21 protein-coding genes are annotated in these 24,551 nt (G+C 70.8%); 11 read left to right on the top strand and 10 right to left on the bottom strand.

Annotated features, from left to right (window positions below; genetic code table 11):
* The first annotated feature begins 15 nt into the window (after window positions 1–15).
* Window positions 16–1,602: a Na+/H+ antiporter gene (locus ACIBVL_RS01725; protein WP_399090074.1), complete on the top strand. Its 1,587-nt coding sequence runs from the start codon at window positions 16–18 to the stop codon at window positions 1,600–1,602.
* 94 nt (window positions 1,603–1,696) lie between these two features.
* Window positions 1,697–2,437: an SDR family NAD(P)-dependent oxidoreductase gene (locus tag ACIBVL_RS01720; protein WP_399090070.1), complete on the top strand. Its 741-nt coding sequence runs from the start codon at window positions 1,697–1,699 to the stop codon at window positions 2,435–2,437.
* Between the two features lie 12 nt (window positions 2,438–2,449).
* Here ACIBVL_RS01720 and ACIBVL_RS01715 read toward each other — a convergent pair whose 3' ends face one another.
* Window positions 2,450–3,541, bottom strand: coding sequence for a mechanosensitive ion channel family protein (locus ACIBVL_RS01715; RefSeq protein WP_399090067.1), 1,092 nt, complete (start codon window positions 3,539–3,541; stop codon window positions 2,450–2,452).
* 99 nt (window positions 3,542–3,640) lie between these two features.
* Here ACIBVL_RS01715 and ACIBVL_RS01710 point away from each other — a divergent pair, with 99 nt between their 5' ends.
* Window positions 3,641–4,210, top strand: coding sequence for a dienelactone hydrolase family protein (locus ACIBVL_RS01710; protein WP_399090065.1), 570 nt, complete (start codon window positions 3,641–3,643; stop codon window positions 4,208–4,210).
* A 7-nt stretch (window positions 4,211–4,217) separates the two neighbouring features.
* Here ACIBVL_RS01710 and ACIBVL_RS01705 read toward each other — a convergent pair whose 3' ends face one another.
* From ACIBVL_RS01705 to ACIBVL_RS01690, 4 genes are all read right to left on the bottom strand, one after another.
* Window positions 4,218–5,897 (bottom strand): alkaline phosphatase D family protein, encoded by a 1,680-nt coding sequence (locus tag ACIBVL_RS01705; RefSeq protein ID WP_399090062.1) that lies wholly within the window; start codon window positions 5,895–5,897, stop codon window positions 4,218–4,220.
* Between the two features lie 80 nt (window positions 5,898–5,977).
* Entirely contained in the window at window positions 5,978–6,790 is an 813-nt protein-coding gene (locus tag ACIBVL_RS01700; protein WP_399090059.1) for a thioredoxin domain-containing protein, read from the bottom strand.
* Between the two features lie 105 nt (window positions 6,791–6,895).
* Complete coding sequence (locus ACIBVL_RS01695; protein ID WP_399090056.1) at window positions 6,896–7,588, bottom strand: hypothetical protein; 693 nt, start codon at window positions 7,586–7,588, stop codon at window positions 6,896–6,898.
* 68 nt (window positions 7,589–7,656) lie between these two features.
* A complete protein-coding gene (locus ACIBVL_RS01690) occupies window positions 7,657–9,006 on the bottom strand; it encodes a DUF2252 domain-containing protein (RefSeq protein ID WP_399090053.1) in 1,350 nt (449 codons plus the stop codon).
* A 237-nt stretch (window positions 9,007–9,243) separates the two neighbouring features.
* Here ACIBVL_RS01690 and dnaE point away from each other — a divergent pair, with 237 nt between their 5' ends.
* Complete coding sequence (dnaE, locus tag ACIBVL_RS01685) at window positions 9,244–12,783, top strand: DNA polymerase III subunit alpha (RefSeq protein WP_399090050.1); 3,540 nt, start codon at window positions 9,244–9,246, stop codon at window positions 12,781–12,783.
* 82 nt (window positions 12,784–12,865) lie between these two features.
* Here dnaE and ACIBVL_RS01680 read toward each other — a convergent pair whose 3' ends face one another.
* A complete protein-coding gene (locus ACIBVL_RS01680) occupies window positions 12,866–13,030 on the bottom strand; it encodes a hypothetical protein (RefSeq protein WP_399090047.1) in 165 nt (54 codons plus the stop codon).
* A 223-nt stretch (window positions 13,031–13,253) separates the two neighbouring features.
* Between ACIBVL_RS01680 and ACIBVL_RS01675 the strand changes: the two genes are divergently transcribed.
* From ACIBVL_RS01675 to ACIBVL_RS01660, 4 genes are all read left to right on the top strand, one after another.
* Window positions 13,254–14,474 carry an NYN domain-containing protein gene (locus tag ACIBVL_RS01675; protein ID WP_399090044.1) on the top strand — a complete coding sequence of 407 codons (1,221 nt, stop codon included), beginning with the start codon at window positions 13,254–13,256 and terminating at the stop codon, window positions 14,472–14,474.
* A gap of 118 nt (window positions 14,475–14,592) precedes the next feature.
* Window positions 14,593–15,567: an ABC transporter ATP-binding protein gene (locus ACIBVL_RS01670; RefSeq protein WP_399091973.1), complete on the top strand. Its 975-nt coding sequence runs from the start codon at window positions 14,593–14,595 to the stop codon at window positions 15,565–15,567.
* Between the two features lie 112 nt (window positions 15,568–15,679).
* The gene (locus ACIBVL_RS01665; protein WP_399090040.1) at window positions 15,680–16,501 is read left to right on the top strand and encodes an ABC transporter permease; all 822 of its coding nucleotides are present in this window, start codon (window positions 15,680–15,682) and stop codon (window positions 16,499–16,501) included.
* A 34-nt stretch (window positions 16,502–16,535) separates the two neighbouring features.
* Entirely contained in the window at window positions 16,536–17,219 is a 684-nt protein-coding gene (locus ACIBVL_RS01660) for a hypothetical protein (RefSeq protein ID WP_399090038.1), read from the top strand.
* 25 nt (window positions 17,220–17,244) lie between these two features.
* On the opposite strand, the gene ybaK is transcribed toward ACIBVL_RS01660, so the two are convergent.
* The 4 genes from ybaK to ACIBVL_RS01640 form a co-directional block, all read right to left on the bottom strand.
* A complete protein-coding gene (ybaK, locus tag ACIBVL_RS01655) occupies window positions 17,245–17,748 on the bottom strand; it encodes a Cys-tRNA(Pro) deacylase (protein ID WP_399090035.1) in 504 nt (167 codons plus the stop codon).
* 45 nt (window positions 17,749–17,793) lie between these two features.
* On the bottom strand, window positions 17,794–18,534 hold the full coding sequence (locus ACIBVL_RS01650) for an LON peptidase substrate-binding domain-containing protein (protein ID WP_399090032.1): 741 nt from the start codon (window positions 18,532–18,534) through the stop codon (window positions 17,794–17,796).
* A gap of 11 nt (window positions 18,535–18,545) precedes the next feature.
* Complete coding sequence (locus tag ACIBVL_RS01645) at window positions 18,546–19,589, bottom strand: hypothetical protein (protein ID WP_399090029.1); 1,044 nt, start codon at window positions 19,587–19,589, stop codon at window positions 18,546–18,548.
* Window positions 19,590–19,719: 130 nt separating this feature from the next.
* Window positions 19,720–21,288, bottom strand: a complete 1,569-nt coding sequence (locus tag ACIBVL_RS01640; protein ID WP_399090026.1) for an oxidoreductase — start codon at window positions 21,286–21,288, stop codon at window positions 19,720–19,722.
* Between the two features lie 168 nt (window positions 21,289–21,456).
* Here ACIBVL_RS01640 and hisD point away from each other — a divergent pair, with 168 nt between their 5' ends.
* The 3 genes from hisD to hisB are packed head-to-tail and all read left to right on the top strand — an operon-like array spanning window position 21,457 to window position 24,550.
* Window positions 21,457–22,824 carry a histidinol dehydrogenase gene (gene hisD, locus ACIBVL_RS01635; protein ID WP_399090023.1) on the top strand — a complete coding sequence of 456 codons (1,368 nt, stop codon included), beginning with the start codon at window positions 21,457–21,459 and terminating at the stop codon, window positions 22,822–22,824.
* On the top strand, window positions 22,821–23,960 hold the full coding sequence (locus tag ACIBVL_RS01630; RefSeq protein WP_399090020.1) for a histidinol-phosphate transaminase: 1,140 nt from the start codon (window positions 22,821–22,823) through the stop codon (window positions 23,958–23,960). Before hisD ends, ACIBVL_RS01630 begins: the two co-directional genes overlap by 4 nt.
* The gene (gene hisB, locus ACIBVL_RS01625; protein WP_055632936.1) at window positions 23,957–24,550 is read left to right on the top strand and encodes an imidazoleglycerol-phosphate dehydratase HisB; all 594 of its coding nucleotides are present in this window, start codon (window positions 23,957–23,959) and stop codon (window positions 24,548–24,550) included. Before ACIBVL_RS01630 ends, hisB begins: the two co-directional genes overlap by 4 nt.
* The last annotated feature ends 1 nt before the right edge of the window (window position 24,551 follow it).

The raw sequence follows: 24,551 nt of genomic DNA, 5'->3' as shown, positions 1-24,551 counted from the left end.
CCCGGAGCTCTGACCGTGGATCAGTTGGCCCTGTTGTTCGTCCTGTTGGTCGGGGCCGTGGTGAGCGTCCCGGTGGGGGACCGGTTCGGGCTGCCCGCGCCGGTGCTCATGACCTTGCTCGGGATCGTCCTCGCGGTGCTCGACTCCGTGCCCAATGTGGACATCCCGCCGGACCTGATCCTGCCCCTGCTGCTGCCGCCTCTGCTGTACGCGGCGGTACGGCGCACCTCGTGGCGGCAGTTCGCGGCGAACGTGCGGCCCATCCTGCTGCTCGCCGTGGCGCTGGTCTTCGTCACGACGGTGTGCGTGGCCGCCGTGGCCCACGCGATCGTGCCGGGGTTGCCGATCGCCGCGGCCGTCGCGCTGGGGGCGCTGGTCGCGCCGCCCGACCCGGTGGCCGCCACCGCCGTGGCCGGACAGCTCGGGCTGCCGCGTCGGCTGGTGTCCATCCTGGAGGGCGAGGGGCTGTTCAACGATGTGACGGCCATCGTGCTGTACCACGTCGCGATCGCCGCCGCCGTGAGCGGGTCGTTCTCGCCGTGGCGGGCCGGCCTCGACCTGGTGCTGTCCGCCGTGGTGGCGGTGGCGGTGGGCGTCGCGCTCGGATGGGGCGCGAACCGGCTGCTGGACGTCCTCGGTGACACCACGTTGCAGATCGGGCTGACGCTCCTGGTGCCGTACGCCTCGTACGTGCTGGCGGAGGAGTTCCACGGCTCGGGGGTGCTGGCCGTCCTGACCACGGCGCTGTTCCTCGCCGAGTACGCCACCGACCCCGACGACGTGCTGACCCGGCTGGCCGGTCACACCTTCTGGGACATCATCGACACGCTCGTCACGGGCGTCGCCTTCGGGCTGATCGGCCTGGAGCTGCACAACGCCATCCGCACGGCGTCCGGGCGCTGGGGGGAGATGCTCGGGTGGGCGGCGGTGATCGTGGCCGTGGTGGTGGGCGTACGGCTGCTGTGGCTGATGCCGGCGACCTGGCTGACGAAGCGGCTGCACGCCAGGCGGGACCACGACGAGGACATCCCGATGAGCTGGCGGGAGACCGTCGTCATGTGGTGGTCGGGGATGCGCGGGGTGGCGTCGGTCGCGTTGGCGCTGGCCGTTCCGCTGCAGACCGACGAGGGGGCGCCCTTTCCCGACCGGGACGAGATCGTCTTCATCGCGTTCGGCGTGATCATGGCGACGCTGATCCTGCAGGGTCTGACGCTGCCGTGGCTGGTGAAGCGGCTGGACGTGCGGTCCGACACCGACCGCGAGAAGGAGTTCGAGAAGGAACTGGCGGTGCGGGCGGCGAAGGCGGCGAAGCGGCGGCTGCGGGAGATCGAGGCGGAGGAGGATCTGCCGGAGGAGCTGTCCGAGCAGATGCTGCGGCGGGCCTTCGACATCGGGGTGCGGATCAGCCCGGACGTAGGGGAGGACGAGCGGCGGGAGGCGCACGAGCAGCGGGTCCGGCGGCTGAAGCGGGTACGGCGGATCCAGGGCGAGATGCTGAGCGCGGCACGGCACGAGGTGGTGGCGGCGCGCAGTGAGCCGGGCGCGGATCCGGAGATCGTGGACCGGGTGCTGCGGCATCTGGACGTCCGCAGCCTTCGGTGATCTCCCACCCCGCGCACCGCCCGTTTCCGTGAAGGGTGGGACGGCCTTCCGTGGCTTTCGCCGTCGGCGGCTGTCCCTTGGTTACGCTCGCCCTATGGTTCGTAATGTTGTAATCAGCGGTGGTGGCACGGGAATTGGGCTCGCTACGGCGCGGGCCTTCGCTGCGGACGGGGATCGGGTGCTGCTGCTCGGGCGGCGGGCGGAGGTGTTGGAGAAGGCCGGAGTCGACGGGGCGCTCACCTACGCCGGTGATCTCAGCGAGCCCGAGGTGGTGCGCGGGATCGCCCGGTTCGTCGCGGCCGAGTTCGGGACCGTCGACGTGCTCGTCCACGGCGCCGGCGGGGCAGGGCATCTGGAACCCTCCGCCGAGAGCGACGATCCGCTCGACCGGGTCGCGCACGACTGGACTGTGAACTTCCGGATCAACACCCTCTCCGCCGCCCTCCTCACCGAGGCGCTGAAGTACCGGCTCGCCTCCCCGGGCGGGAGGGTGCTGTTCATCAGCTCGATCGCCGCCTACCGCGGGTCCGGGAGCGGGGCCTACGGCGGTGCCAAGGCCGCGCTGCATCCGTACGCCCGCGATCTCGCGCGGGAGTTGGGGCCGCGCGGGATCACCGCGAACGTCGTGGCGCCCGGGTACATCGAGGACACCGGGTTCTTCGGGGAGGCGATCGATCCCGCCCGGCGCGAGCGGCTGGTCGGCGAGACCTTCGACGGGCGGGCCGGGACGCCCGGGGACGTGGCCGCCACCCTGCACTTCCTCGCCTCGCCGGGCGCCGCGCACATCACCTCGCAGGTCGTCCAGGTCAACGGCGGCGCCGAGCGGGGCAACTGAGCCGAGCCGGAGTCACAGGCGCTGCACCGCCGCCCCGTCCGGGGAGGAGGCCTGGCCGGGGAGGCGGCCCGGCGGCGGGGTCGCGTCGGCCGTGTTGACGCGCGGCAGCGCGTACGGATGCTCCTTGGCCAGCCAGCGGACCATCTGCTCGCGGACCGTGACCCGTACCGTCCAGATGTCGTCGGCGTCCTTCGCCGTGACCAGGGCCCGCACCTGCATGGTGTTCGGGGTGGTGTCCGTGACGTCCAGGCCGCAGGCGCGGCCGTCCCAGGCCGGGCACTCGCGCAGGATGTCGCGCAGCTTCTCGCGCATCGCGTCCACCGGCGCCGTGTGGTCGACATGCCAGTAGACGATGCCGGTCATCTGCGGGGTGCCGCGCGACCAGTTCTCGAACGGCTTCGAGGTGAAGTACGACACCGGCATGGTGATCCGCCGCTCGTCCCAGGTCCGCACCGTCAGGAAGGTCAGCGTGATCTCCTCGACCGTGCCCCACTCGCCGTCCACCACGACCGTGTCGCCGATGCGCACCATGTCGCCGAAGGCGATCTGCAGCCCGGCGAACATGTTGCTGAGCGTCGACTGGGCGGCCACACCGGCGACGATGCCGAGGATGCCGGCCGAGGCCAGCAGCGAGGCGCCCGCCGCCCGCATCGCCGGGAACGTCAGCAGCATCGCCGCCACCGCCACCACCCCGACGACGGCCGCCACCACCCGCATGATCAGCGACACCTGGGTCCGCACTCGCCGCACCCGGGCCGGATCGCGGTGCATACGGGCGTAGCGGGAGTACGAGGTCTCGACGATCGCCGCAGCGATGCGGATCACCAGCCAGGCCGCCGAACCGATCAGCACGAGCGTGAGGGTCCGGCCGATGCCGACCCGGTGCGCCTCCAGCAGCTTCGCCTCGTCGTACGACCCTCTCAGCATCGCCGCGCACAGCACGAGCTGGTACGGAATCCGGCCACGGCGCAGCAGACCCCACAGCGGGGTCTCGGGGTGCCGTCCATCGGCCTTGCACAGCAGACGGTCGGTGGCCCAGCCGATGAGCACTGTCAGTACGACCGAACCGCCGACCACGATCACGGGGCGGAGCAGGTTCTCCATGCCTTCGAACGTAACCGGGTCGGAGCGACCTTGAACATGCGGTTTCTGTGAGGAGGCGCACTCACAGGGTTGTCAGTGCAGGCTGGCACCATTGGGCGCATGAACATCATGCTCTTTCACTCGACCTACGGACTGCGTCCCGCCGTGCGCGCCGCGGCGGACCGGCTGCGTGCCGCCGGGCACGAGGTGTGGACGCCGGACCTCTTCGAGGGGCGTACGTTCGAGACGGCCGAGGAGGGCATGGCCCACAAGGAGGAGATCGGCAAGGACGAGCTGCTGAAGAGAGCCGTCCTGGCCGCCGCGCCCTACTCGGAGAGAGGGCTGGTGTACTCCGGGTTCTCGCTGGGCGCGTCGATCGCGCAGACCCTCGCCCTCGGCGACGAGAAGGCGCGCGGCCTGCTCCTCCTGCACGGCACCTCGGACCTCGCGCCCAACGTGTCGGTGGACGAGCTGCCGGTGCAACTGCACGTGGCGGAGCCGGATCCGTTCGAGACCGACGACTGGCTGAGCGCCTGGTACCTGCAGATGGGCCGCGCGGGCGCCGACGTGGAGATCTACCGGTACGCGGGCGCCGGGCACCTCTACACCGATCCCGACCTGCCGGACTACGACGGGGAGGCCGCCGAGGCCACCTGGCGGGTGGCGCTCGGCTTCCTCGAGACGCTGTAACCGGCGTTTACACCGGGTCGTACGTCCGCTCCACCTTCTGCGTACCGCTGCGCGTGCGGTACGAGCGGGACCAGGAGGAGGTCGCGGTGGCGCTCGTGCGGTCGGACAGGACGTAGTAGTCCATCTGCGCGCGGTCGGCGGTGATGTCCAGGACGCCGTAGCCGTGGCGGTCGGTGTCGACGAAGTGGACGTGCCGGTTGGCGGCCTTGATGATCGGCGCGGCGATCGCGGTGAGGGTGCCCTCGGGGACCTTGACGATGTCGTCGAGGTTGTCGGAGGTCACCGAGGTGACCACGAACTCCGTGGCGGCCGACGCCGACAGCGGGTACGTCCCGGCGTCCACCGGCACGTCGTTGGCCCACGCCATGTGAATGTCACCGGTCAGGAAGACGGTGTTGCCGATCGCGTTCGACCGCAGATGGGCGAGGAGTTCGCGGCGGTCGTCGGTGTAGCCGTCCCACTGGTCGGTGATGAGGCCCAGGCCGTCCTGGGGCAGGCCGAGCAGCTTGGCGAGCGGCTTGAGCAGGTCCGCGGAGAGGGAGCCGATGGCGAACGGCGAGATCATCACCGAGTTGCCGACCAGCCGCCAGGTGGTGTCGGACGCCTTCAGCCCGGCCTTCAGCCAGTCGAGCTGAGCACGGCCGGTGATCGTGCGGTCCGGGTCGTCGACCGAGCCGTTGCCGACCGCGACCTGCTGCGAGCGGAAGGAGCGCAGATCGAGCAGGGACAGGTCGGCGAGCTTGCCGAAGCGCAGCCGCCGGTAGGTGGTGCCGGCGATCGCCGGGCGGACCGGCATCCACTCGAAGTAGGCCTGCTTGGCGGCCGCCTGACGGGCCGACCAGGTGCCCTCGGTGCCCTCGGTGTGGTTCTCCGCGCCGCCCGACCAGGTGTCGTTGGCGAACTCGTGGTCGTCCCAGATCGCGATGACCGGCGCCTTGGCGTGCAGGGCCCGCAGATCCGGGTCCGTCTTGTACTTGCCGTGCCGGGTGCGGTAGTCGGCGAGCGTCAGGATCTCGTGCGCGGGCGAGGTCTGCCGGACGACGGTCCCCCGGGCGCCGTACTCGCCGGTGCCGTACTCGTAGATGTAGTCGCCGAGGTGCAGCCAGGCGTCCAGGTCGCCGCGGGCCGCGAGATGGCGGTACGAGGAGAAGTAGCCGGCCTCCCAGTTGGCGCAGGAGACCACGCCGAAGCGCAGGCCCGTGACGGCCGCGTCCGCCGCCGGCGCGGTGCGGGTGCGCGCCACCGGGGAGTCGGTGCCGCCTGCGGAGAAGCGGAAGTAGTAGTCGGTGGCCGGTTCGAGGCCGCGGATGTCGGCCTTCACGGTGTGGTCGGAGGCGGCGGTGGCGGTGGTGGAGCCCTGGGCGACGACGGTCGTCAGCGCCTTGTCCCGGGCGACGACCCAGCTGACCTCGGTGTCCGGGCCGAGCCCCGACCCGGGTACCGCCTCGGCGGTCGGCGTCACCCGGGTCCACAGCAGGACGCCGTCGGGCAGCGGGTCGCCGGAGGCGAGGCCGTGCAGGAAGGCCGGGGCCTCGGCCGCGCGGGCGGGCAGCGCGGCGACGACGGGGCCGGCCAGCACAGCGGTGGCCGCCGCGGCCTTGACGACCGTACGGCGGCGCGGCGACAGCGAGTTGGGGCGCTCTGACGGGATGCCGGCGCTCTCGGAGGATCTGTATCGACTGGTCACGGGCGATGAGATTACTGACCAGTACGACAAAAGAGCGGGCGAACGGGAAATGTTCGCCCGCTCTTTGACCGTGCGTCGGACTACGCCTTGAGCGCCGCCTCGATCGCCGTGTTGAAGTCGGCGACCGTCATCGGGGCGTTCTGGCCGTCCGAGCCGGTCAGCGTCTTGCCGTCCATCTTCAGGGTCGGGGTGCCCGTGACGCCGCTCTTGTCGAAGGTCTTGGACATCTCCAGCGCCCACCGGTCGTAGGTGCCGTTCTTCACGGCGTTCTGGAACTTGGTGTTGCCCTTGAGCTCCGGGACGGTGTCCGCCACCTTGATCAGGTAGGAGTCGTCCTTGAACTTGTCCTGGGTCTCCTCGGGGTGGTACTTCGCCGAGTACAGCGCGGTCTTGTACTCGAGGAACGCCTCGGGGCTGACGTTGAGCGCCGCGCCCAGGGCGCTCAGCGCGTTCTTGGAGCCCTCGCCGGTCAGGCTGCGGTCGAGGAAGGTGGCGCCGACGTACTGGAGCTTGAACTTGCCGTCGTCGTAGTCCTTCTTCACCGTCGAGCCGACGGTCTGCTCGAACTGGGCGCAGATCGGGCAGCGCGGGTCCTCGTACATCACGAGGGTCTTCTTGGCGCTCGCCTTGCCGAGGACGACCGTCGTGCCGTTCGTGCCGCTGGTGTTGGCCGGCTCGACCAGCTTGGCGGTCTTGGCCTCCTCCCAGTAGGTCGGCTTGTTGGCCTGCACGACGGCGTAACCTATGCCGCCGGCCGCGGCCAGCACGCCGACCGCCGAGGCGGCGACGATGATCTGCCGCTTGGCCTTGGCCCGCTTGGCCTGCTTCTCGCGCTCGATGCGCAGCCGCTCCCGGGCCGCCGTCTTCGCCGCCGCGCTGTTTCGCTTGCTCATGGTGGTGTTCTCCAAAAGGGGACGCGCACACGTCGTACGCGGAATACACAGGGGGACTGATGGGGTGCTCGTGCGGATGGTCCGGCGCAGACGCGGGCGTCCGTGTCAGACCGCGGCGGCCGGGCGCGGAGGTCCGCGCCGGCCCAGGGAGTGCACGAGGATCCGGTCCCGGGCGGTGTCCGTACGGTGCGTGGGCCGCGGCAGGCGGCGGGCCGCCGGGGCGCGTCGTACGGTCACGGCGGCGACCGCCAGCAGCAGGGGCCGGAACGTGGTCGCTGCGGCCGCTCCCAGCAGCTGGGCCAGCGCCCGCTCCCCCCGGCGCAGCCAGGCGGCCGCGATCAGGCCCACGGTGAGGTGCGCCGCGAGCAGCAGCCAGGCGGTGACCGGGTCGGAGTGGGCGAGGAGGCCGCCGAGCCGGTCGGGGTCGGTACCGGTGACCTGGGCGAGCGGGGTGCCCACCCGGGTGCCGTTGCCGCACAGCACGTCCCAGCCGACCGAGGCCAGCGGCCCGGCGACGGGGCCGCCGGCGCGGCCGTAGCAGAGGTGCTGGCCGGTGGTGAAGATCGTGTCGGCCGCCAGCTCCAGCGGGATCAGCAGGGCGGCGATCCGGCCGAAGCCGCACTCGCGGCCCGCCAGGGCGTACGCGAGGACGAACACGGCGGCCGCGACGGCGGCCACCGTGTTGAACGGCAGCGGGGCCCTGGACAGCAGCACGTGCGACGCGGTGCTGAGCGTCACGACGAGTGCCGTGAACAGCGCCGCGCGGAGCGCTCTGAGTCGGGTCCCGGATATGTCCATAGCGGAGGAGAGTGTGTCACGCGCTCCTGTAAGAGACCCCTAAAGGGTCCCTGTGAGAGCGCGGACTGTTAGAGACCTGGAATCCGGCCGTTGCGGAACAGGTCGACGAAGATCTGGTGGTCGGCACGCGCGCGTGCGCCGTAGCTGTGCGCGAAGTCCACCAGGAGCGGCGCGAAACCCTCCTCGTCGGCGGCGATGGCCGCGTCGATGGCCCGCTCGGTGGAGAACGGCACCAGGGACTCGCCGGAGGTGTCGTCCGCCGCCGCGTGCATCGTGGCCGTGGCGCGGCCCAGGTCGGCGACGACGCCCGCGATCTCCTCCGGGTCGTCGATGTCGCCCCAGTCCAGGTCGACGGCGTACGGCGAGACCTCGGCGACGAGCTGGCCCGCGCCGCCCAGCTCGGTCCAGCCCAGCCACGGGTCGGCGTGCGCCTGCAGGGCGCGCTGGGAGATGACCGTGCGGTGGCCCTCGTGCTGGAAGTAGTCGCGGATCGCCGGGTCGGTGATGTGCCGGGAGACGGCCGGGGTCTGGGCCTGCTTGATGTAGATCACGACGTCGTTCTCCAGGGCGTCGCTGTGCCCCTCCAGCAGGATGTTGTACGACGGCAGGCCGGCCGATCCGATGCCGATGCCCCGGCGGCCGACCACGTCCTTCACACGGTAGGAGTCGGGGCGGGCCAGGGAGGTCTCCGGCAGCGTCTCCAGATAGCCGTCGAAGGCCGCGAGGACCTTGTAGCGGGTGGCCGCGTCCAGCTCGATGGAGCCGCCGCCGGGCGCGAAGCGGCGCTCGAAGTCCCGGATCTCCGTCATGGAGTCCAGCAGACCGAAGCGGGTCAGCGAGCGGGCGTCGCGCAGCGCGTCCAGCAGCGGACCCTGGGCGGTGTCCAGGGTGAACGGCGGCACCTCGTCGCTCTTGGCTCCGGAGGCCAGGGCGCGCACGCGCTCGCGGTACGCGCCCGCGTACACCTGCACCAGCTCGGTGATCTGGTCGTCACTGAGCGCCTTCGCGTACCCGATGAGGGCGAGAGAGGCGGCGAGGCGCTTGAGGTCCCAGGTGAAGGGGCCGACGTACGCCTCGTCGAAGTCGTTGACGTTGAAGATCAGCCGGCCGTTGGCGTCCATGTACGTGCCGAAGTTCTCCGCGTGCAGGTCGCCGTGGATCCACACGCGCGAGGTGCGCTCGTCCAGGAACGGGCCACTGAGTGCTTTCCCACCACCCCGCCCGGCGTTCTCGGTCTCCAGGTCGTGGTAGAAGAGCGCCGCCGTGCCCCGGTAGAAAGCGAACGCCGAGGCCGCCATCTTGCGGAACTTCACGCGGAACGCGGCCGGGTCGGCGGCCAGGAGCTCGCCGAACGCGGTGTCGAAGACGCTGAGGATCTCCTCGCCGCGCTGCTCTTCGTTGAGCTGGGGGACCGACATCGCTGGGTGCCTCCTGGTACGGGTGATACGTGGCCTGGGGACGGATCGCCCGTCCACTTCCAACGCACGAAGGTACGCGGGAGTGCCCGGCCGCCCGTCACCCGGCCACCGTCTCTCATCGAGGCGTTTCGCGGCGCAGTGTTCACCTCACATGTCAGTGCCGAGGCATAGACTTCGACGCTGACCCCCAGACTGTCCGCCAGCCTGCCGTCGACTGTTTCCCTTGGAGGCCACGCCGTGTCAAAGCCGCCGTTCACGCACCTGCACGTCCACACCCAGTACTCACTGCTGGACGGTGCCGCGCGGCTGAAGGACATGTTCAACGCGTGCAACGAGATGGGCATGACGCACATCGCCATGTCCGACCACGGCAACCTCCACGGGGCGTACGACTTCTTCCACTCCGCGAAGAAGGCCGGAATCACCCCCATCATCGGCATCGAGGCGTATGTCGCCCCCGAGTCGCGGCGCAACAAGCGCAAGATCCAGTGGGGTCAGCCGCACCAGAAGCGTGACGACGTCTCCGGCTCCGGCGGTTACACCCACAAGACGATCTGGGCGGCGAACGCGACGGGTCTGCACAACCTCTTCCGCCTCTCCTCCGACGCGTACGCCGAGGGCTGGCTGCAGAAGTGGCCGCGGATGGACAAGGAGACCATCTCCCAGTGGTCCGAGGGGCTCATCGCGTCCACCGGCTGTCCCTCGGGCGAGGTGCAGACGCGGCTGCGTCTCGGCCAGGAGGAAGAGGCGCTGAAGGCCGCCGCCGACTACCAGGACATCTTCGGCAAGGACCGCTACTTCCTGGAGCTGATGGACCACGGCATCGACATCGAGCACCGGGTCCGTGAGGGTCTCCTGACCATCGGCAAGAAGCTCGGCATCCCGCCGCTGGTGACGAACGACTCGCACTACACGTACGCGCACGAGGCGACCGCGCACGACGCGCTGCTGTGCATCCAGACCGGCAAGAACCTCTCCGACCCCGACCGCTTCAAGTTCGACGGCACCGGCTACTACCTGAAGTCCACGGACGAGATGTACGCCATCGACTCCTCGGACGCCTGGCAGGAGGGCTGCGCCAACACCCTCCTGGTGGCCGAGCAGATCGACACCACCGGCATGTTCGAGGCCAAGAACCTCATGCCGAAGTTCGACATCCCCGAGGGCTACACCGAGGTCACCTGGTTCAAGGAGGAGGTCCGCCGGGGCATGGACCGCCGCTTCCCCGGCGGCGTCCCCGAGGACCGGCAGAAGCAGGTCGAGTACGAGATGGACGTCATCATCCAGATGGGGTTCCCGGGCTACTTCCTCGTCGTCGCCGACTTCATCATGTGGGCCAAGAACAACGGCATCGCGGTCGGCCCCGGCCGAGGCTCCGCGGCCGGCTCGATCGTCGCGTACGCCATGGGCATCACCGACCTCGACCCGATCCCGCACGGGCTGATCTTCGAGCGGTTCCTCAACCCCGAGCGCGTCTCCATGCCCGATGTCGACATCGACTTCGACGAGCGTCGGCGCGTCGAGGTGATCCGGTACGTGACCGAGAAGTACGGCGCCGACAAGGTCGCCATGATCGGCACCTACGGCAAGATCAAGGCCAAGAACGCGATCAAGGACTCCGCGCGCGTGCTGGGCTATCCGTACGCGATGGGCGACCGCATCACCAAGGCCATGCCCGCCGACGTCCTCGGCAAGGGCATCGACCTCAACGGCATCACCGACCCCTCGCACCCCCGGTACTCGGAGGCGGGCGAGGTCCGCGCGATGTACGAGAACGAGCCGGACGTCAAGAAGGTCATCGACACCGCCAAGGGCGTCGAGGGCCTGGTCCGGCAGATGGGTGTGCACGCCGCCGGCGTGATCATGTCCAGCGAGACCATCACCGAGCACGTCCCGGTCTGGGTGCGGCACACCGACGGCGTGACCATCACGCAGTGGGACTACCCGAGCTGTGAGTCGCTCGGCCTGCTGAAGATGGACTTCCTGGGCCTGCGCAACCTGACGATCATGGACGACGCCGTCAAGATGGTGAAGTCCAACAAGGGCGTGGACATCGATCTGCTGAGCCTCCCGCTCGACGATCCGACGACCTTCGAACTCCTCCAGCGCGGCGACACCCTGGGCGTCTTCCAGTTCGACGGCGGCCCCATGCGCTCACTGCTGCGCCTGATGAAGCCCGACAACTTCGAAGACATCTCCGCCGTCTCGGCGCTGTACCGGCCCGGCCCGATGGGCATGGACTCCCACACCAACTACGCTCTGCGCAAGAACAAGCTCCAGGAGATCACCCCGATCCACAAGGAGCTGGAGGAGCCCCTCGAAGAGGTCCTGGCCGTCACCTACGGCCTGATCGTCTACCAGGAGCAGGTGCAGAAGGCCGCCCAGATCATCGCCGGTTACTCGCTCGGCGAGGCCGACATCCTGCGCCGCGTGATGGGCAAGAAGAAGCCCGACGAGCTGGCGAAGAACTTCACCATCTTCCAGGCCGGCGCGAAGAAGAACGGCTACAGCGACGAGGCGATCCAGGCGCTGTGGGACGTGCTGGTGCCGTTCGCCGGCTACGCGTTCAACAAGGCCCACTCGGCCGCGTACGGACTGGTCTCGTACTGGACGGCGTACCTCAAGGCGAACTACCCCGCCGAGTACATGGCGGCGCTGCTCACCTCGGTCAAGGACGACAAGGACAAGTCCGCGATCTACCTGAACGAGTGCCGGCGCATGGGCATCAAGGTGCTCCCGCCGAACGTCAACGAGTCGGTGCACAACTTCGCCGCCCAGGGCGACGACGTGATCCTCTTCGGGCTGGAGGCCGTCCGCAACGTCGGCACCAACGTGGTCGACTCGATCATCAAGAGCCGCAAGGCCAAGGGGAAGTACGCCTCCTTCCCCGACTACCTCGACAAGGTCGAGGCCATCGCCTGCAACAAGCGGACCACGGAATCGCTGATCAAGGCAGGCGCGTTCGACACCCTCGGGCACACCCGCAAGGGACTCACCGCCCAGTTCGAGCCGATGATCGACAACGTGGTGGCGGTCAAGCGCAAGGAGGCCGAGGGCCAGTTCGACCTCTTCGGCGGCATGGGCGAGGAGCAGAGCAGCGAACCGGGCTTCGGGCTCGACGTCGTCTTCACCGACGAGGAGTGGGACAAGACCTATCTGCTCGCCCAGGAGCGGGAGATGCTCGGTCTGTACGTCTCCGATCACCCGCTCTTCGGTCTGGAGCACGTGCTGACCGACAAGGCGGACGCGGGCATCGCCCAGCTCACCGGGGGTGAGCACGCGGACGGCGCGGTGGTGACCATCGGCGGCATCATCTCCGGCCTCCAGCGCAAGATGACCAAGCAGGGCAACGCCTGGGCGATCGCCACCGTGGAGGACCTCGCGGGCTCCATCGAGTGCATGTTCTTCCCCGCGACCTACCAGCTCGTGTCGACCCAACTCGTCGAGGACGCCGTCGTCTTCGTCAAGGGCCGCCTCGACAAGCGCGAGGACGTGCCCCGCCTCGTCGCGATGGAGCTCATGGTCCCGGACCTGTCCAACGCGGGCACCAACGCGCCGGTGATCCTCACCATTCCGGCCACCCGTGTCACCCCGCCGATGGTCAGCCGGCTCAACGAGATCCTCACCCACCACAAGGGTGACAGCGAGGTCCGGATCAAGCTCCAGGGTCCGACCAAGACGACCGTCCTGCGCCTGGACCGGCACCGGGTCAAGCCCGATCCGGCGCTGTTCGGCGATCTGAAGGTACTGCTCGGCCCGTCCTGCCTGGCGGGCTGACGGTCACGAAGCGCGAGGGGCGCGTCCGGAACCGGACGCGCCCCTCGGTGTGCCCGGGCTGCAACAGCCCGGCGTGCGGAGATCAGTTGTGGCCGAAGCGCTTCTGCCGGCCCTTGCGGGCGATGTCCGCCGGGGTCACCTGAGCGATCTGCTGCTCGGCATGGTCCTGCATCGAGGACTGCTGGGCCGGCTGCTGACCACGTTCGGACTGCGGCTGCTTACGGTCCTGCTTCCGGTTCTTGGCCATGGTGATCTGCCTCCGTGGGGGATGTAGGGGCCAGGGCCGCGACCAGATTCACATAGGCTGACTTAAGGCGCATTTCGGATAATTACCGTCCGTGACAGGGGTTCTCGGAGCGCATCGGCTCGAAACGCCACGCCGAAGATCCAGTTCGGGCCGTTAACGCCCGCGCAGTCGGGCAGACTCGAAGGAAGCCCGAAGCAAACCTCCAGGGAAGAGGGTGAGTCGTGTGGACCGCTGCATCGTCCTGGTGGACGCCGGGTATCTGCTGGGGGCGGCGGCGAGCCTCCTCGCCGGAGAACCCTCGCGATCCCGGATCACCGTCGACCACTCCGCCCTCGTCCAGGGACTGCGCGAACAGGCCGAGTCCGACACCGAACGCCCGCTGCTGCGCATCTACTGGTTCGACGGCGCCCCCGACCGGGTCCCCCAGCCCGAGCACCGCCGGCTGCGCGTGATGCCCCGGATGACCGTCCGCCTCGGCGCCCTGACCCGCAGCGACGGACGCTGGGCCCAGAAGGGCGTCGACGCCGCCATGCACGCCGAACTGACCGAGCTGGCCCGCAACCGCGCCTGCTCCGACGTCGTCCTCGTCACCGGCGACGGCGACCTGCTGCCCGGCATGATGGCCGCCAAGGAACACGGCGTCGCCGTCCACCTGTGGGCCGTCCAGGCCGCCGACGGCGACTACAACCAGTCCGAGGACCTGGTCGCGGAGGCCGACGAGCGGCGCGTCCTGGACCGTACGTGGATCACCAAGGCCGTCCGCGCGAAGGAGTTCGGCGGGGTGTGCGCGCCGCCGCCCGTGCCCCGGCCGGAGATCGCCGCGATCCTCTCCGCGCCGCTGCCCGACTCCGGCCTCGCCCCCGCCGCCGAGCGCCCCGCCGAGGAACCCCAGCACACCTCCGTGGCCGCCGCCGACCGCAACGGCACACAGGAGCGCGCAGCCGCGCCCAAGGGCGTCCCCACCCCCAAGGACCTGGCCGCCCTGCGCGCCCCCGGCGCCCACCCCGCGCAGCACCCCGCCACCGCGACCCTGCGCTGGTCCTCCGACAAGGGCTGGATCGACCGGCCCGGAGTCGCCGCCGAGCCCTCCGAGGCCTCCTCGATGCCGACGCTGGCCCAGCTGACCACGGCCGAGCAGCGGTGGGCCGACCGCGAGGAGGACATCACCACCGTCGGCGGCGACGCGTACGAGGTGGGACAGGTCTTCGCCCGCCGGTGGATGGAGCGCCTCGGCGACCAGGGTCATCTGCAGAAGCTCTCCGGCATGTACCCGCGCATCCCGCACCGCATCGACGGCGAGCTGCTCAGGTACGCGGCCCGCTTCGGACTGCTCGCGCACAAGGACGACCAGATCGACGAGCACGACCGCTACGCCATCCGGGCGGGTTTCTGGCGCGAGATCGACGTCCGTACGGCCGCCGAGCAGCCGCCCGCGGGGGACTGACAGGGACCGGACCGGGCAGTCGCGGCGCCCCCAGCGGCGAGCAAATCTCCCCGACCCCGTAGTCTCGTCCCTTGTGAGTACGCGCACGGCATCGGCCATCCGGCACAACGACGAGGTCGTGTGTGCCGTGCGCGGACTGACCAAGACCTATCGGGCGGTACGGGGCCGTCGAGGCACCCCGGCGACCCCCGAGGTACGGGCCACCGACGAGGTGGAGCTGGACATCCGGCGCGGTGAGATCTTCGGGCTGCTCGGGCCGAACGGCGCCGGCAAGTCCACCCTCGTACGGCAGCTGACCGGGCTGATGCGGCCCGACACGGGCACCGTGGAGATCCTCGGGCACGACATCGTGCGCCATCCCGAGCGGGCCGCGCGCATCCTCGCCTACCTCGGGCAGGAGTCCACCGCTCTCGACGATCTGACCGTGTCGCTGGCCGCCGAGACGACCGGGCGGCTGCGCGGCCTCGACGCGCGGCGGGCCCGCCGGGAGCGGGACGCCGTCCTCGACGAGCTGGGGCTCACCCCGATCGCCGGGCGGCCGCTGCGCAAGCTGTCCGGCGGACAGCGGCGGCTGGCCTGCTTCGCGACCGCACTGGTGGGGGAGCGGCCGCTGCTGGTGCTGGACGAGCCGACCACCGGCATGGACCCGGTCGCGCGGCGGGCCGTGTGGTCGGCCGTGGACCGGCGGCGGGCCGAGCGCGGCACAACGGTTCTGCTGGTCACCCACAACGTCATCGAGGCGGAGACCGTGCTCGACCGGGTCGCCGTCCTCGACAAGGGACGGGTCATCGCCTGCGACACGCCCGCCGGGCTCAAGGAACAGGTCGCCGGCGAGGTGCGGGTCGAGCTGGTGTGGCGGGAGCGGGCGCCGCTGGACGTGCCCGAGGTCGCCGCGCTGCGCGAGCGGGCCGTGGAGTCCGGGCGCCGCTGGACGCTGCGGCTGGTCCCCGAAGAGGCCCGTGCGATCGTCGCCACCGTCACCGGCGGTGCCGCCTTCGCTGCCCTGGACGACTTCACCCTGGCCACGCCCAGTCTTGAGGACGTCTACCTGGCGCTGGGCGGGGCCGCACGGCAGGGACTGGTGCGGACATGAGCACGAGGGGCTTCGGGGCCGTATGGGACGGTGTCTTCGTCTCTGTGTGCGACGGTGCCTTCGTGCCCGTAGGGGACGGTGTGAGAGCCGTAGGGAAGAGGAGCAGCGCCACGTGAGTGTCGTACCCGCCGAGGTTCTGCCGGGCAGCGCCCGGGCCGTCCCGGAGACGGTCCGCGCGGCCGCCGAGCTGGGGCCGCGCGCGCGGCTGTGGCCGTCGCTCATGGCCGTGTACCGGGCGCAGCTGTCCCGGGCGCGGGTGGCACGGATTCCGCTGCTGTTCGTGGCGACCTTCCAGTCGGTCGGCATCCTGATCATGATGCGGGGTGTCGTGGACGGGGGCAGTGAGGCGGAGGCGGTCGTCGCCGGGTCGGCGGTGCTCGTCGTCGCGTTCGTCGCGCTCAATCTGCTCGCCCAGTACTTCGGGCAGCTGCGGGCGAGCGGAGGGCTGGACCACTACGCCACGCTTCCGGTGCCGCCGGCGGCCGTGGTGCTGGGGGCGGCGGGGGCGTACGCGTCCTTCACCGTGCCGGGGACGCTCGTGACGGCGGTGTTCGGGTGTGTGCTGTTCGGGCTGCCGCTGACGCATCTGTGGGTGCTCGCGGCCGTCATCCCGCTCGCGGGCGCCGCGCTGTCCGGGCTCGGCGCGGCCTTCGGGCTGCTCGCGCCGCGCCCGGAGCTGGCCACGGTCCTCGGGCAGCTCGGCATGTCGGCGGCGCTGCTGCTGGGGGTGCTGCCGCCGGACCGGATGCCGGAGGCGGTGCGGTTCGCCCGCGATCTGCTGCCGTCCACGTACGGGGTCGAGGCGTTCGCGCGGACGTTCGGACCGCATCCCGACTGGGCGTTCGTGCTGGGTGACCTCGCGGTGTGTGCCGGTGTGGGGTGTGTGTCCCTGGCCGTCGCCACCTGGGCCTACCGTCGGGCCGCCGTCCGGTGACGCGCCGCACGGGCGGGCCTGGCACGATGTCAGGGTGACCGCACCACTGACTCCGCCTCCGCCGCCGCACGAACCGTCCCCGCACGACGCCTGGCCGCCGCCGGGTGGGCATGCGGGGGTGGCCGCCGCGCCGCACGACGTCGCGTACGGACAGGACGGGCCCGGCATGAAGACCGAGTTGCGGGAAGCAGCCTTGATCACGGTGGTGACCGCGGTGGCCGGGGTGCTGCTCGGGCTGCTGTGGAAGTGGCTCGCGCCTTCGGTGCCGCTGGTCGGTGATGTGGTGAACGGCGGCTGGGTCGTCTACCTCAAGGACAGCGAGGGCGAGCAGGCGATCGGGGTGGACGGGACGTTCTCGCTGCTGGCGCTGGTCTTCGGGGCCGTGAGCGCCGGGGCGGTGTTCCTCTGGCGGCGACGTGGGGGTGTGCCGCTGGTGGTGGCGCTGATGGTCGGGGGCCTGCTGGGGTCGTTGCTGGCGTGGCGACTGGGGGTCTGGCTCGGGCCCGGCTCGGATGTGATCGCACAGGCCAAGGCGGCGGGCAAGGGCGTGACGTTCTCGGCGCCGTTGAAGCTGGGGGCGAAGGGGGCGCTGCTGGCGTGGTCCCTGGCCGCGCTGCTGGTCCACCTGGGGCTCACGGCGTTGTTCGGACCCCGGGACGCTGAGCCGTACGGCCAGGGGCCGGTACCGAAGGACTCCTACGGCGCGCCGCTCGAGTAGACGGTTCCCCGCCCCCCGGCACGGTTCAGCCTCGGCCGATGGGGGCCAGCACCGCCTGCGTCAGGGTGGCCAGGTCCGAGGGGGAGAGTTCCACCTCCAGGCCTCTGCGGCCCGCCGAGACGCAGATCGTGGCGTGGGTCGTCGCCGAGTCGTCGAGGACCGTGGGGAGTTTCTTGCGCTGGCCCAGCGGGGAGATGCCGCCGCGGACATAGCCCGTGGTGCGTTCCGCCAGGGTGGGGTCGGCCATGGCGGCGCGTTTGCCGCCCACCGCCGAGGCCAGGGCCTTGAGGTCGAGGGTGCCTGCCACCGGGACCACGGCCACCGTCAGACTGCCGTCCACGTCCGCCACCAGGGTCTTGAAGACGCGGTCGGGCGAGACGCCCATCGCCTCGGCGGCCTCCTCGCCGTAGGAGGAGTGGTTCGGGTCGTGGTCGTAGGCGTGGACCGTGAAGTCCACGCCCGCCGCGGTGAGGGCCACCGTCGCGGGGGTGCCCCCGGACTGCTGTTGCTTCTTCGACTTCTTCGCCATTAACCCGACTTCTTCGTCGCCGACTCGATCAATTTCGTGCGCCCCTCAGTTGAGACTGGTCGGACCGCGTGTCAGGTCCGCCGCGGGCAACGAGGGCAGGCTACGGATGATCGCCGTCTCCGCGCGAAGGAGTTTCAGCTCGTCACGGAGGCGGGAGGCGGTGTCGGGGGCCTGGAGGAGGTGCTGCTTGGCCGGGATGTCCAGCATCATCGCCGCGGCCACCAGGTACGACACCACCGAGGGGTCGTCGGGGAGGTCCGCACCCGTGGTCAGCGAGCGCTCTCGGGCGCCCGCCAGGCGCTTCTGGTACTGGCGGAAGGCCCGCAGTACGCCCTCGGCCAGCGCGCCCGCCTCCTCGCCCGGCTGCTCCGGGAGCTCCTCGAGCTCGGCGGTGAGGAACGGACCCGACGCGTCGACCGACACGAGGCGCACGCGCGTCGTGCCCGTCGCCAGGACCTCGAAGGTCCCGTCGGCGCGCTCACGGATCGTGGCCGCGTCGGCGACGCAGCCGGTGCCGTGGAACGCCTTGAGGGGCTCCTCGCCGAAGCCGGCCGCCGGGCCGCGCTCGGGCAGAGCCGTCTGGTCGGGCAGACCCTGGGCGCTGGGCGCGACCTCGTGGCCGTCGCGGATCGCGACGACGGCGAACCGGCGCGGTTCGTCCTCGGGGGTCTTGAGCAGATCGCGCATCATGGCGCGATAACGCTCCTCGAAAACGTTCAACGGAAGCACCAGCCCCGGGAACAGCACCGAGTTCAGGGGGAAGAGCGGCAGACGGACGGTGGTCACGGCGCAGAAGCCTAGTGGTCGTCCGGGTGCGCTCGGTCGTCGTGACCATTTCCTGGATGCCCGGCCCGCTGTACGGGGCCTCCCGAGCACACGGCCTCGCGGACGGCGAGGAAGTGGCCCAGCGGGTCGTCCGACAGCCGGCCCCAGGGGAAGGACGTGGCGTACGGGCCGATCAGACGCAGCTGTACGAGGGCGTCGTCGCGGCGGTCGAGGCGGGCGAGGACGTAGGCCAGCAGGTTGCGGATCTCGGCCGGCCACGGGTCCATGGAGGGGAAACGGGCGGAGAGGGCGATCGCGCGGTCGGCTGCCGCGTCCAGGCGTTCGCGCGGCACCTCGGGGCCGCAGCCGTCGGTGAGGTAGGCGAAGGCCGCTCGTACCGGCAGCGCCTGGACCAGCGAGTCGGCCGGGGCGTCCTGTGCGGCCCGGTCGGCGAAGTCGAAGCACTCGCGGTGCGAGCCGTGCCAGGACTCGGCGAGATAGCGCTTGGCGGCCACATGGCAGCCGTAGTGGTGGGGGGCGCGGCGCACGGCGGCCTCCCACAGCTCGCCGAAGTACTTGTGCCCGGCCCGGGCGCCGCGCGCGTGGTCCAGGGCGATCCGCCAGGGCACCGGGTCGCGGTGGTCGCTCTGCGCGGCCGCCGTGATCAGCGGGCTCACCTCGCGCAGCAGCTCGGCCCGTGCCGGGGACGGCCAGGCGCGCTCCACCGCCAGCTGGGCGGAGAGCAGCACCAGGTCGGGGTCGCGCGGAGCCGCGGCCCGCCATTCCTCGAACCACTCACCCCTGGAGAGGGCGAAGGAGGCGAGACGGGTCACATAGCGGTCGCGGTACTCCCACTCCGCCCGCTCACGCGTCCGGCGCAGCAGTTCGGCGGCGGTCTCGTACCCGCCCCGCCCGGCCGCGACCAACGCGGGGCCGAGCCGGTCGTCGGGTACGTCGAGGAGCACCTCGTCGTCGGCGGGGAGCCAGGCGCCAGGGTGGGGGGCTGCGGTCCGTGCCATCCGGGAGAACCGGGAGGCGCGGATGAAGGGGGGGAGCAGAGCCATGGTGCCGACCATTGAAAAGCCGCAGTTCGGCTTGCGCCAGAGGGTGCGGGCAACCTCACGAAAGTTGTACGGCGCGAGGTCAAGGAACCGTAAAAGGTGACTGTGCGGCGACTGTCCGTGCACCGACAACCAGGTTGGGGCGTCACCCTCGCTGCAGCAGCCGCGACGCCCCCGCCGCCACCGTCGTCGCCAGGATCCAGCCGAGCAGGATCAGCGCCGTCGACAGCCACTGCCAGCCACCGGTGAGCTGCCACTGGCCCACCTGGCCCAGGTCGATCACGGGCAGCAGCAGATCGAGGGCGAGCAGGGTCGGGTTCCAGGGCGGGTGCCCGTCGCGGTCGACGGGAGGATGCGGGGCGCTCGCGAAGGCCAGGGAACTCGTCGCCCACAGCACGGCCATCCACACCGCCGCCCGGCCCGGACGGTAGCCGTAGGCCACCGTCAAGTCCTGGACATAGCCCCAGAGCTTCGCGGCGGGCGGCAGCGTCTCCCGGCGGCGGCGCTGCTTGGCGAGCAGCACCTCGCGGGCGTCCTCGTCCTCGCCGCCGGCCCGCAGCACGGTCGCCAGCCGCTCGTACGGCTCCGGGTTGTACTCGGCGGTCGCGGCGGCCACCCACTCCAGTCGCTCGGCCAGCGGGAAAGGGCCCTGCGGCACCAGGTTCTCGTACGCGAAGCCGCCCATGTGCAGACTGCCGGGGCCCGGCCAGGCGCTCGCCCGGTCCACCAGGTTGATCACCCGGGCGCCGGACAGCACCACCTTGCCCTGCAGCGGCTTCTCGCCGAGGAAGCGCAGCTCGGGCGTCTGGACCCGGCGCAGCGACAGCTCCTGCTCCTCCGTGAAGGAGAACCGCGCCCGCTCCAGGTCCACGGCGTCCCCGAACCGCCCGTCGTCCAGGCGCAGCCCGCCCCGGCACTCGAACCGCTGGATGCGTGTCCCGCGCGCGGGCGTCGCCCCGCTCAGCGCCTGCCTGCCGACACCGGCCGGGGTCAGGTACAGGGACCGCTCCACCGTCAGCTGGGGCGCGTTCAGCGCGAGCCGGCCGTACGGGTTGGCCAGCCGGGCCCCGCGCAGGCTCAGCGACACGCCGATCTGGGCGCTGCGCAGACTCAGCTCGCCGTGCGACTCGAGGAGCTCGGCCTGCAGGTCCTGCCCGACCGTCATGCCGTCGGCGGCGATCGAGCGGCCGCTGCGGTCGCGGTAGACGATCGACTGGTTGAGCAGCAGGTCCGTGCCGATGTGCGCGTCGGTGAGCCGGACTCCGTTGTGGAAGCGGCAGCGGGGGAGATGCAGATCGCCCTCGGTCTGCAGCCGCGCGGCCTCCAGACGCGGCACCGAGCAGTCCACCATCCGCAGGGTCGTGAACCGCGCCTCCGGCAGCAGCACCTCCCGCTCGAACCGGCAGCGCTTCATCTCGACGTACGGCACCACCGTGCCACCCGCCAGGTCCAGGCTGCCGCTGACCTGCACGCCGACCAGCTTGAGCGAGGACACCCGGCCCGCCAGCGCGGGCGGCCCGTCCAGCAGCAGCCAGGCGACGATCCGGGCCCGCACGGTCCGTGTCCCGCCCCAGGGATGCCCGCCGTGCGGGTCGTCGACGACCGTGTCCCCGCTGCTCAGGTCGTACACGCTGCCGTTGCGGAAGGCCTGCCACATGCCGGCCTCGGCGGCGGTCAGGTCGTCCGGCGGGTCTCCGGCCTCCTCCGACGTCACGTCCCACCCCCCCTTTCGCACACGCACAGCCTTCGCACAGCGGTTGATGCCCGCTGCGTGACCGGACGAACGCTAGACGTGAGGGTGATCTTCCGGTTCCGGCCACGTTCTGTATCAGCCACTGATACGCGCGGACGGTGCCGGATCCCGGTCTGAGAGAATTGGACCGTGATCTCTCGAATCGATCTGCGCGGCGACGCCCTTCCCGAGGGCCCCGCCCTGCGTGACCTGCTGCCCCGAGCCGACTTCGACGTTCAGGCCGCCCTCGAGAAGGTGCGCCCTATCTGCGAGGCCGTGCATCATCGGGGCGACGCGGCGCTGATCGACTTCGCCGAGAAGTTCGACGGGGTACGACTGGAATCCGTCCGGGTTCCCGCACAGGCCCTCACCGACGCGCTGGAGCAGCTCGATCCGGCCGTGCGCGCGGCCCTGGAGGAGTCCATCCGCCGCGCCCGCCTCGTCCACCGCGAGCAGCGCCGTACGACCCACACGACCCAGGTGGTGCCGGGCGGCTCGGTGACCGAGAAGTGGGTGCCGGTCGAGCGGGTCGGGCTGTACGCGCCCGGCGGCCGCTCGGTCTACCCGTCCTCCGTGGTCATGAACGTGGTGCCCGCGCAGGAGGCCGGCGTGGAGTCCATCGCGCTCGCCTCGCCCGCCCAGGCGCCCGCTTTTGCAAATGATCCAGCCGGCGGCCTGCCGCACCCGACGATCCTCGCCGCCTGCGCCCTGCTGGGCGTCGACGAGGTGTACGCGGCCGGTGGCGCCACCGCCGTCGCGATGTTCGCGTACGGCACCGAGTCCTGCGCGCCCGCCAACATGGTCACCGGCCCCGGCAACATCTGGGTGGCCGCCGCCAAGCGCTACTTCACCGGCAAGATCGGCATCGACGCCGAGGCCGGCCCCACCGAGATCGCCGTCCTGGCCGACGCGACGGCCGACCCGGTGCACGTCGCCGCCGACCTGATCAGCCAGGCCGAGCACGATCCGCTGGCCGCCGCCGTACTGGTCACCGATTCCGTCGAGCTGGCGGACGCGGTCGAGAAGGAGCTGGAACCGCAGGTCGCGGCCACCAAGCACATCGACGACCGGATCGTCCCCGCCCTCAAGGGCAGGCAGTCCGCGATCGTCCTCGTCGACGGCGTCGACGAGGGGCTGCGGGTCGTGAACGCGTACGGCGCGGAGCACCTGGAGATCCAGACGGCCGACGCCGCCGCTGTCGCCGAGCGGGTGACGAACGCGGGCGCGATCTTCATCGGCCCCTGGGCGCCGGTCTCGCTCGGTGACTACGCCGCCGGGTCCAACCACGTGCTGCCCACCGGCGGCTGCGCCTGCCACTCCTCGGGCCTGTCGGTCCAGTCCTTCCTGCGCGGCATCCACATCGTCGACTACACGAAGGACGCGCTGGCCGAGGTCGCGCACCACGTGGTGACGCTGGCGGAGGCGGAGGACCTGCCCGCGCACGGCGCGGCGATCAAGGCGAGGTTTGTCGGAGACGAACAAATGTCGCGTGGGTGGAAGGTACCGGCGAGCAAGTGAACTTCGGAATCGACGATCTGCCCGTACGGGACGAGCTGCGGGGCAAGTCGCCCTACGGCGCGCCTCAACTGGAAGTCCCCGTACGGCTGAACACCAACGAGAACCCCTACCCGCTGCCCGAGCCGCTGGTCGAGCGGATCACGGAGCGGGTGCGCGAGGCGGCCCGCGACCTCAACCGCTACCCCGACCGGGACGCCGTCGAACTGCGCACCCGGCTCGCCAAGTACCTGACGGACACGTCCGGGTACGAGGTCGGCCTGGCCGGCGTGTGGGCCGCCAACGGCTCCAACGAGGTCATCCAGCAGCTGCTGCAGACCTTCGGCGGACCCGGCCGTACGGCGATCGGCTTCGAGCCGTCGTACTCGATGCACGGGCTCATCGCGCGCGGCACGGGCACGGGGTGGATCTCCGGTCCTCGCAACGAGGACTTCACCATCGACCTCGCGGCCGCCGAGAAGGCCCTCGCAGAGCACCGCCCGGACGTCGTCTTCATCACCACTCCCAACAACCCCACCGGCACCGCCGTACCAGCCGAGACGGTCCTCGCGCTGTACGAGGCCGCGCAGGCCGCCAAGCCGTCGATGGTCGTCGTCGACGAGGCGTACATCGAGTTCAGCCACGGGGACTCGCTGCTGCCGCTGCTCGAAGGTCGGCCGAATCTCGTCGTGTCCCGGACCATGTCGAAGGCCTTCGGCGCGGCCGGGCTGCGGCTCGGTTACCTCGCCGCGCACCCGGCGGTCGTGGACGCCGTACAGCTGGTGCGGCTGCCGTACCACCTGTCGGCCGTCACCCAGGCGACCGCGCTGGCCGCCCTGGAGCACACCGACACGCTGCTGAAGTACGTCGAGCAGCTGAAGTCGGAGCGCGACCGGCTGGTGACCGAGCTCCTCGCGATCGGCTACGAGGTCACGGCGTCCGACGCCAACTTCGTGCAGTTCGGCCGCTTCGCCGACGCCCACGAGGTCTGGCAGCAGATCCTCGACCGGGGCGTCCTGGTCCGGGACAACGGCGTGCCGGGCTGGCTGCGGGTCACCGCCGGAACCCCCGAAGAGAACGACGCGTTCCTCGACGCGGTACGTGAGTTGCAGTGTTTTGTGGGGGGCACCCCCACACCCCCGAAGGAGACGGACGCATGAGCCGCGTAGGACGTGTAGAGCGGACGACGAAGGAGACCTCGGTCCTCGTCGAGATCAACCTCGACGGCACCGGCAAGGTCGACGTGTCGACCGGCGTCGGCTTCTACGACCACATGCTCGACCAGCTCGGCCGGCACGGTCTCTTCGACCTGACCGTGAAGACCGACGGCGATCTGCACATCGACTCGCACCACACCATCGAGGACACCGCCCTCGCCCTCGGCGCCGCCTTCAAGCAGGCCCTCGGCGACAAGGTGGGCATCTACCGCTTCGGCAACTGCACGGTCCCGCTGGACGAGTCCCTCGCCCAGGTCACCGTCGACCTGTCCGGCCGCCCGTACCTCGTGCACACCGAGCCCGAGAAGATGGCGCCGATGATCGGCGAGTACGACACCACGATGACCCGGCACATCCTGGAGTCCTTCGTCGCCCAGGCGCAGATCGCGCTGCACGTGCACGTGCCCTACGGGCGCAACGCGCACCACATCGTGGAGTGCCAGTTCAAGGCGCTGGCCCGGGCCCTGCGCTACGCCTCCGAGCGCGACCCGCGCGCGGCCGGCATCCTCCCCTCGACGAAGGGCGCGCTGTAAA

It is taken from the genome of Streptomyces sp. NPDC049687, from assembly GCF_044465285.1.
Classification (GTDB): domain Bacteria; phylum Actinomycetota; class Actinomycetes; order Streptomycetales; family Streptomycetaceae; genus Streptomyces.
This window is presented reverse-complemented; position numbering and strand designations above follow the sequence as displayed.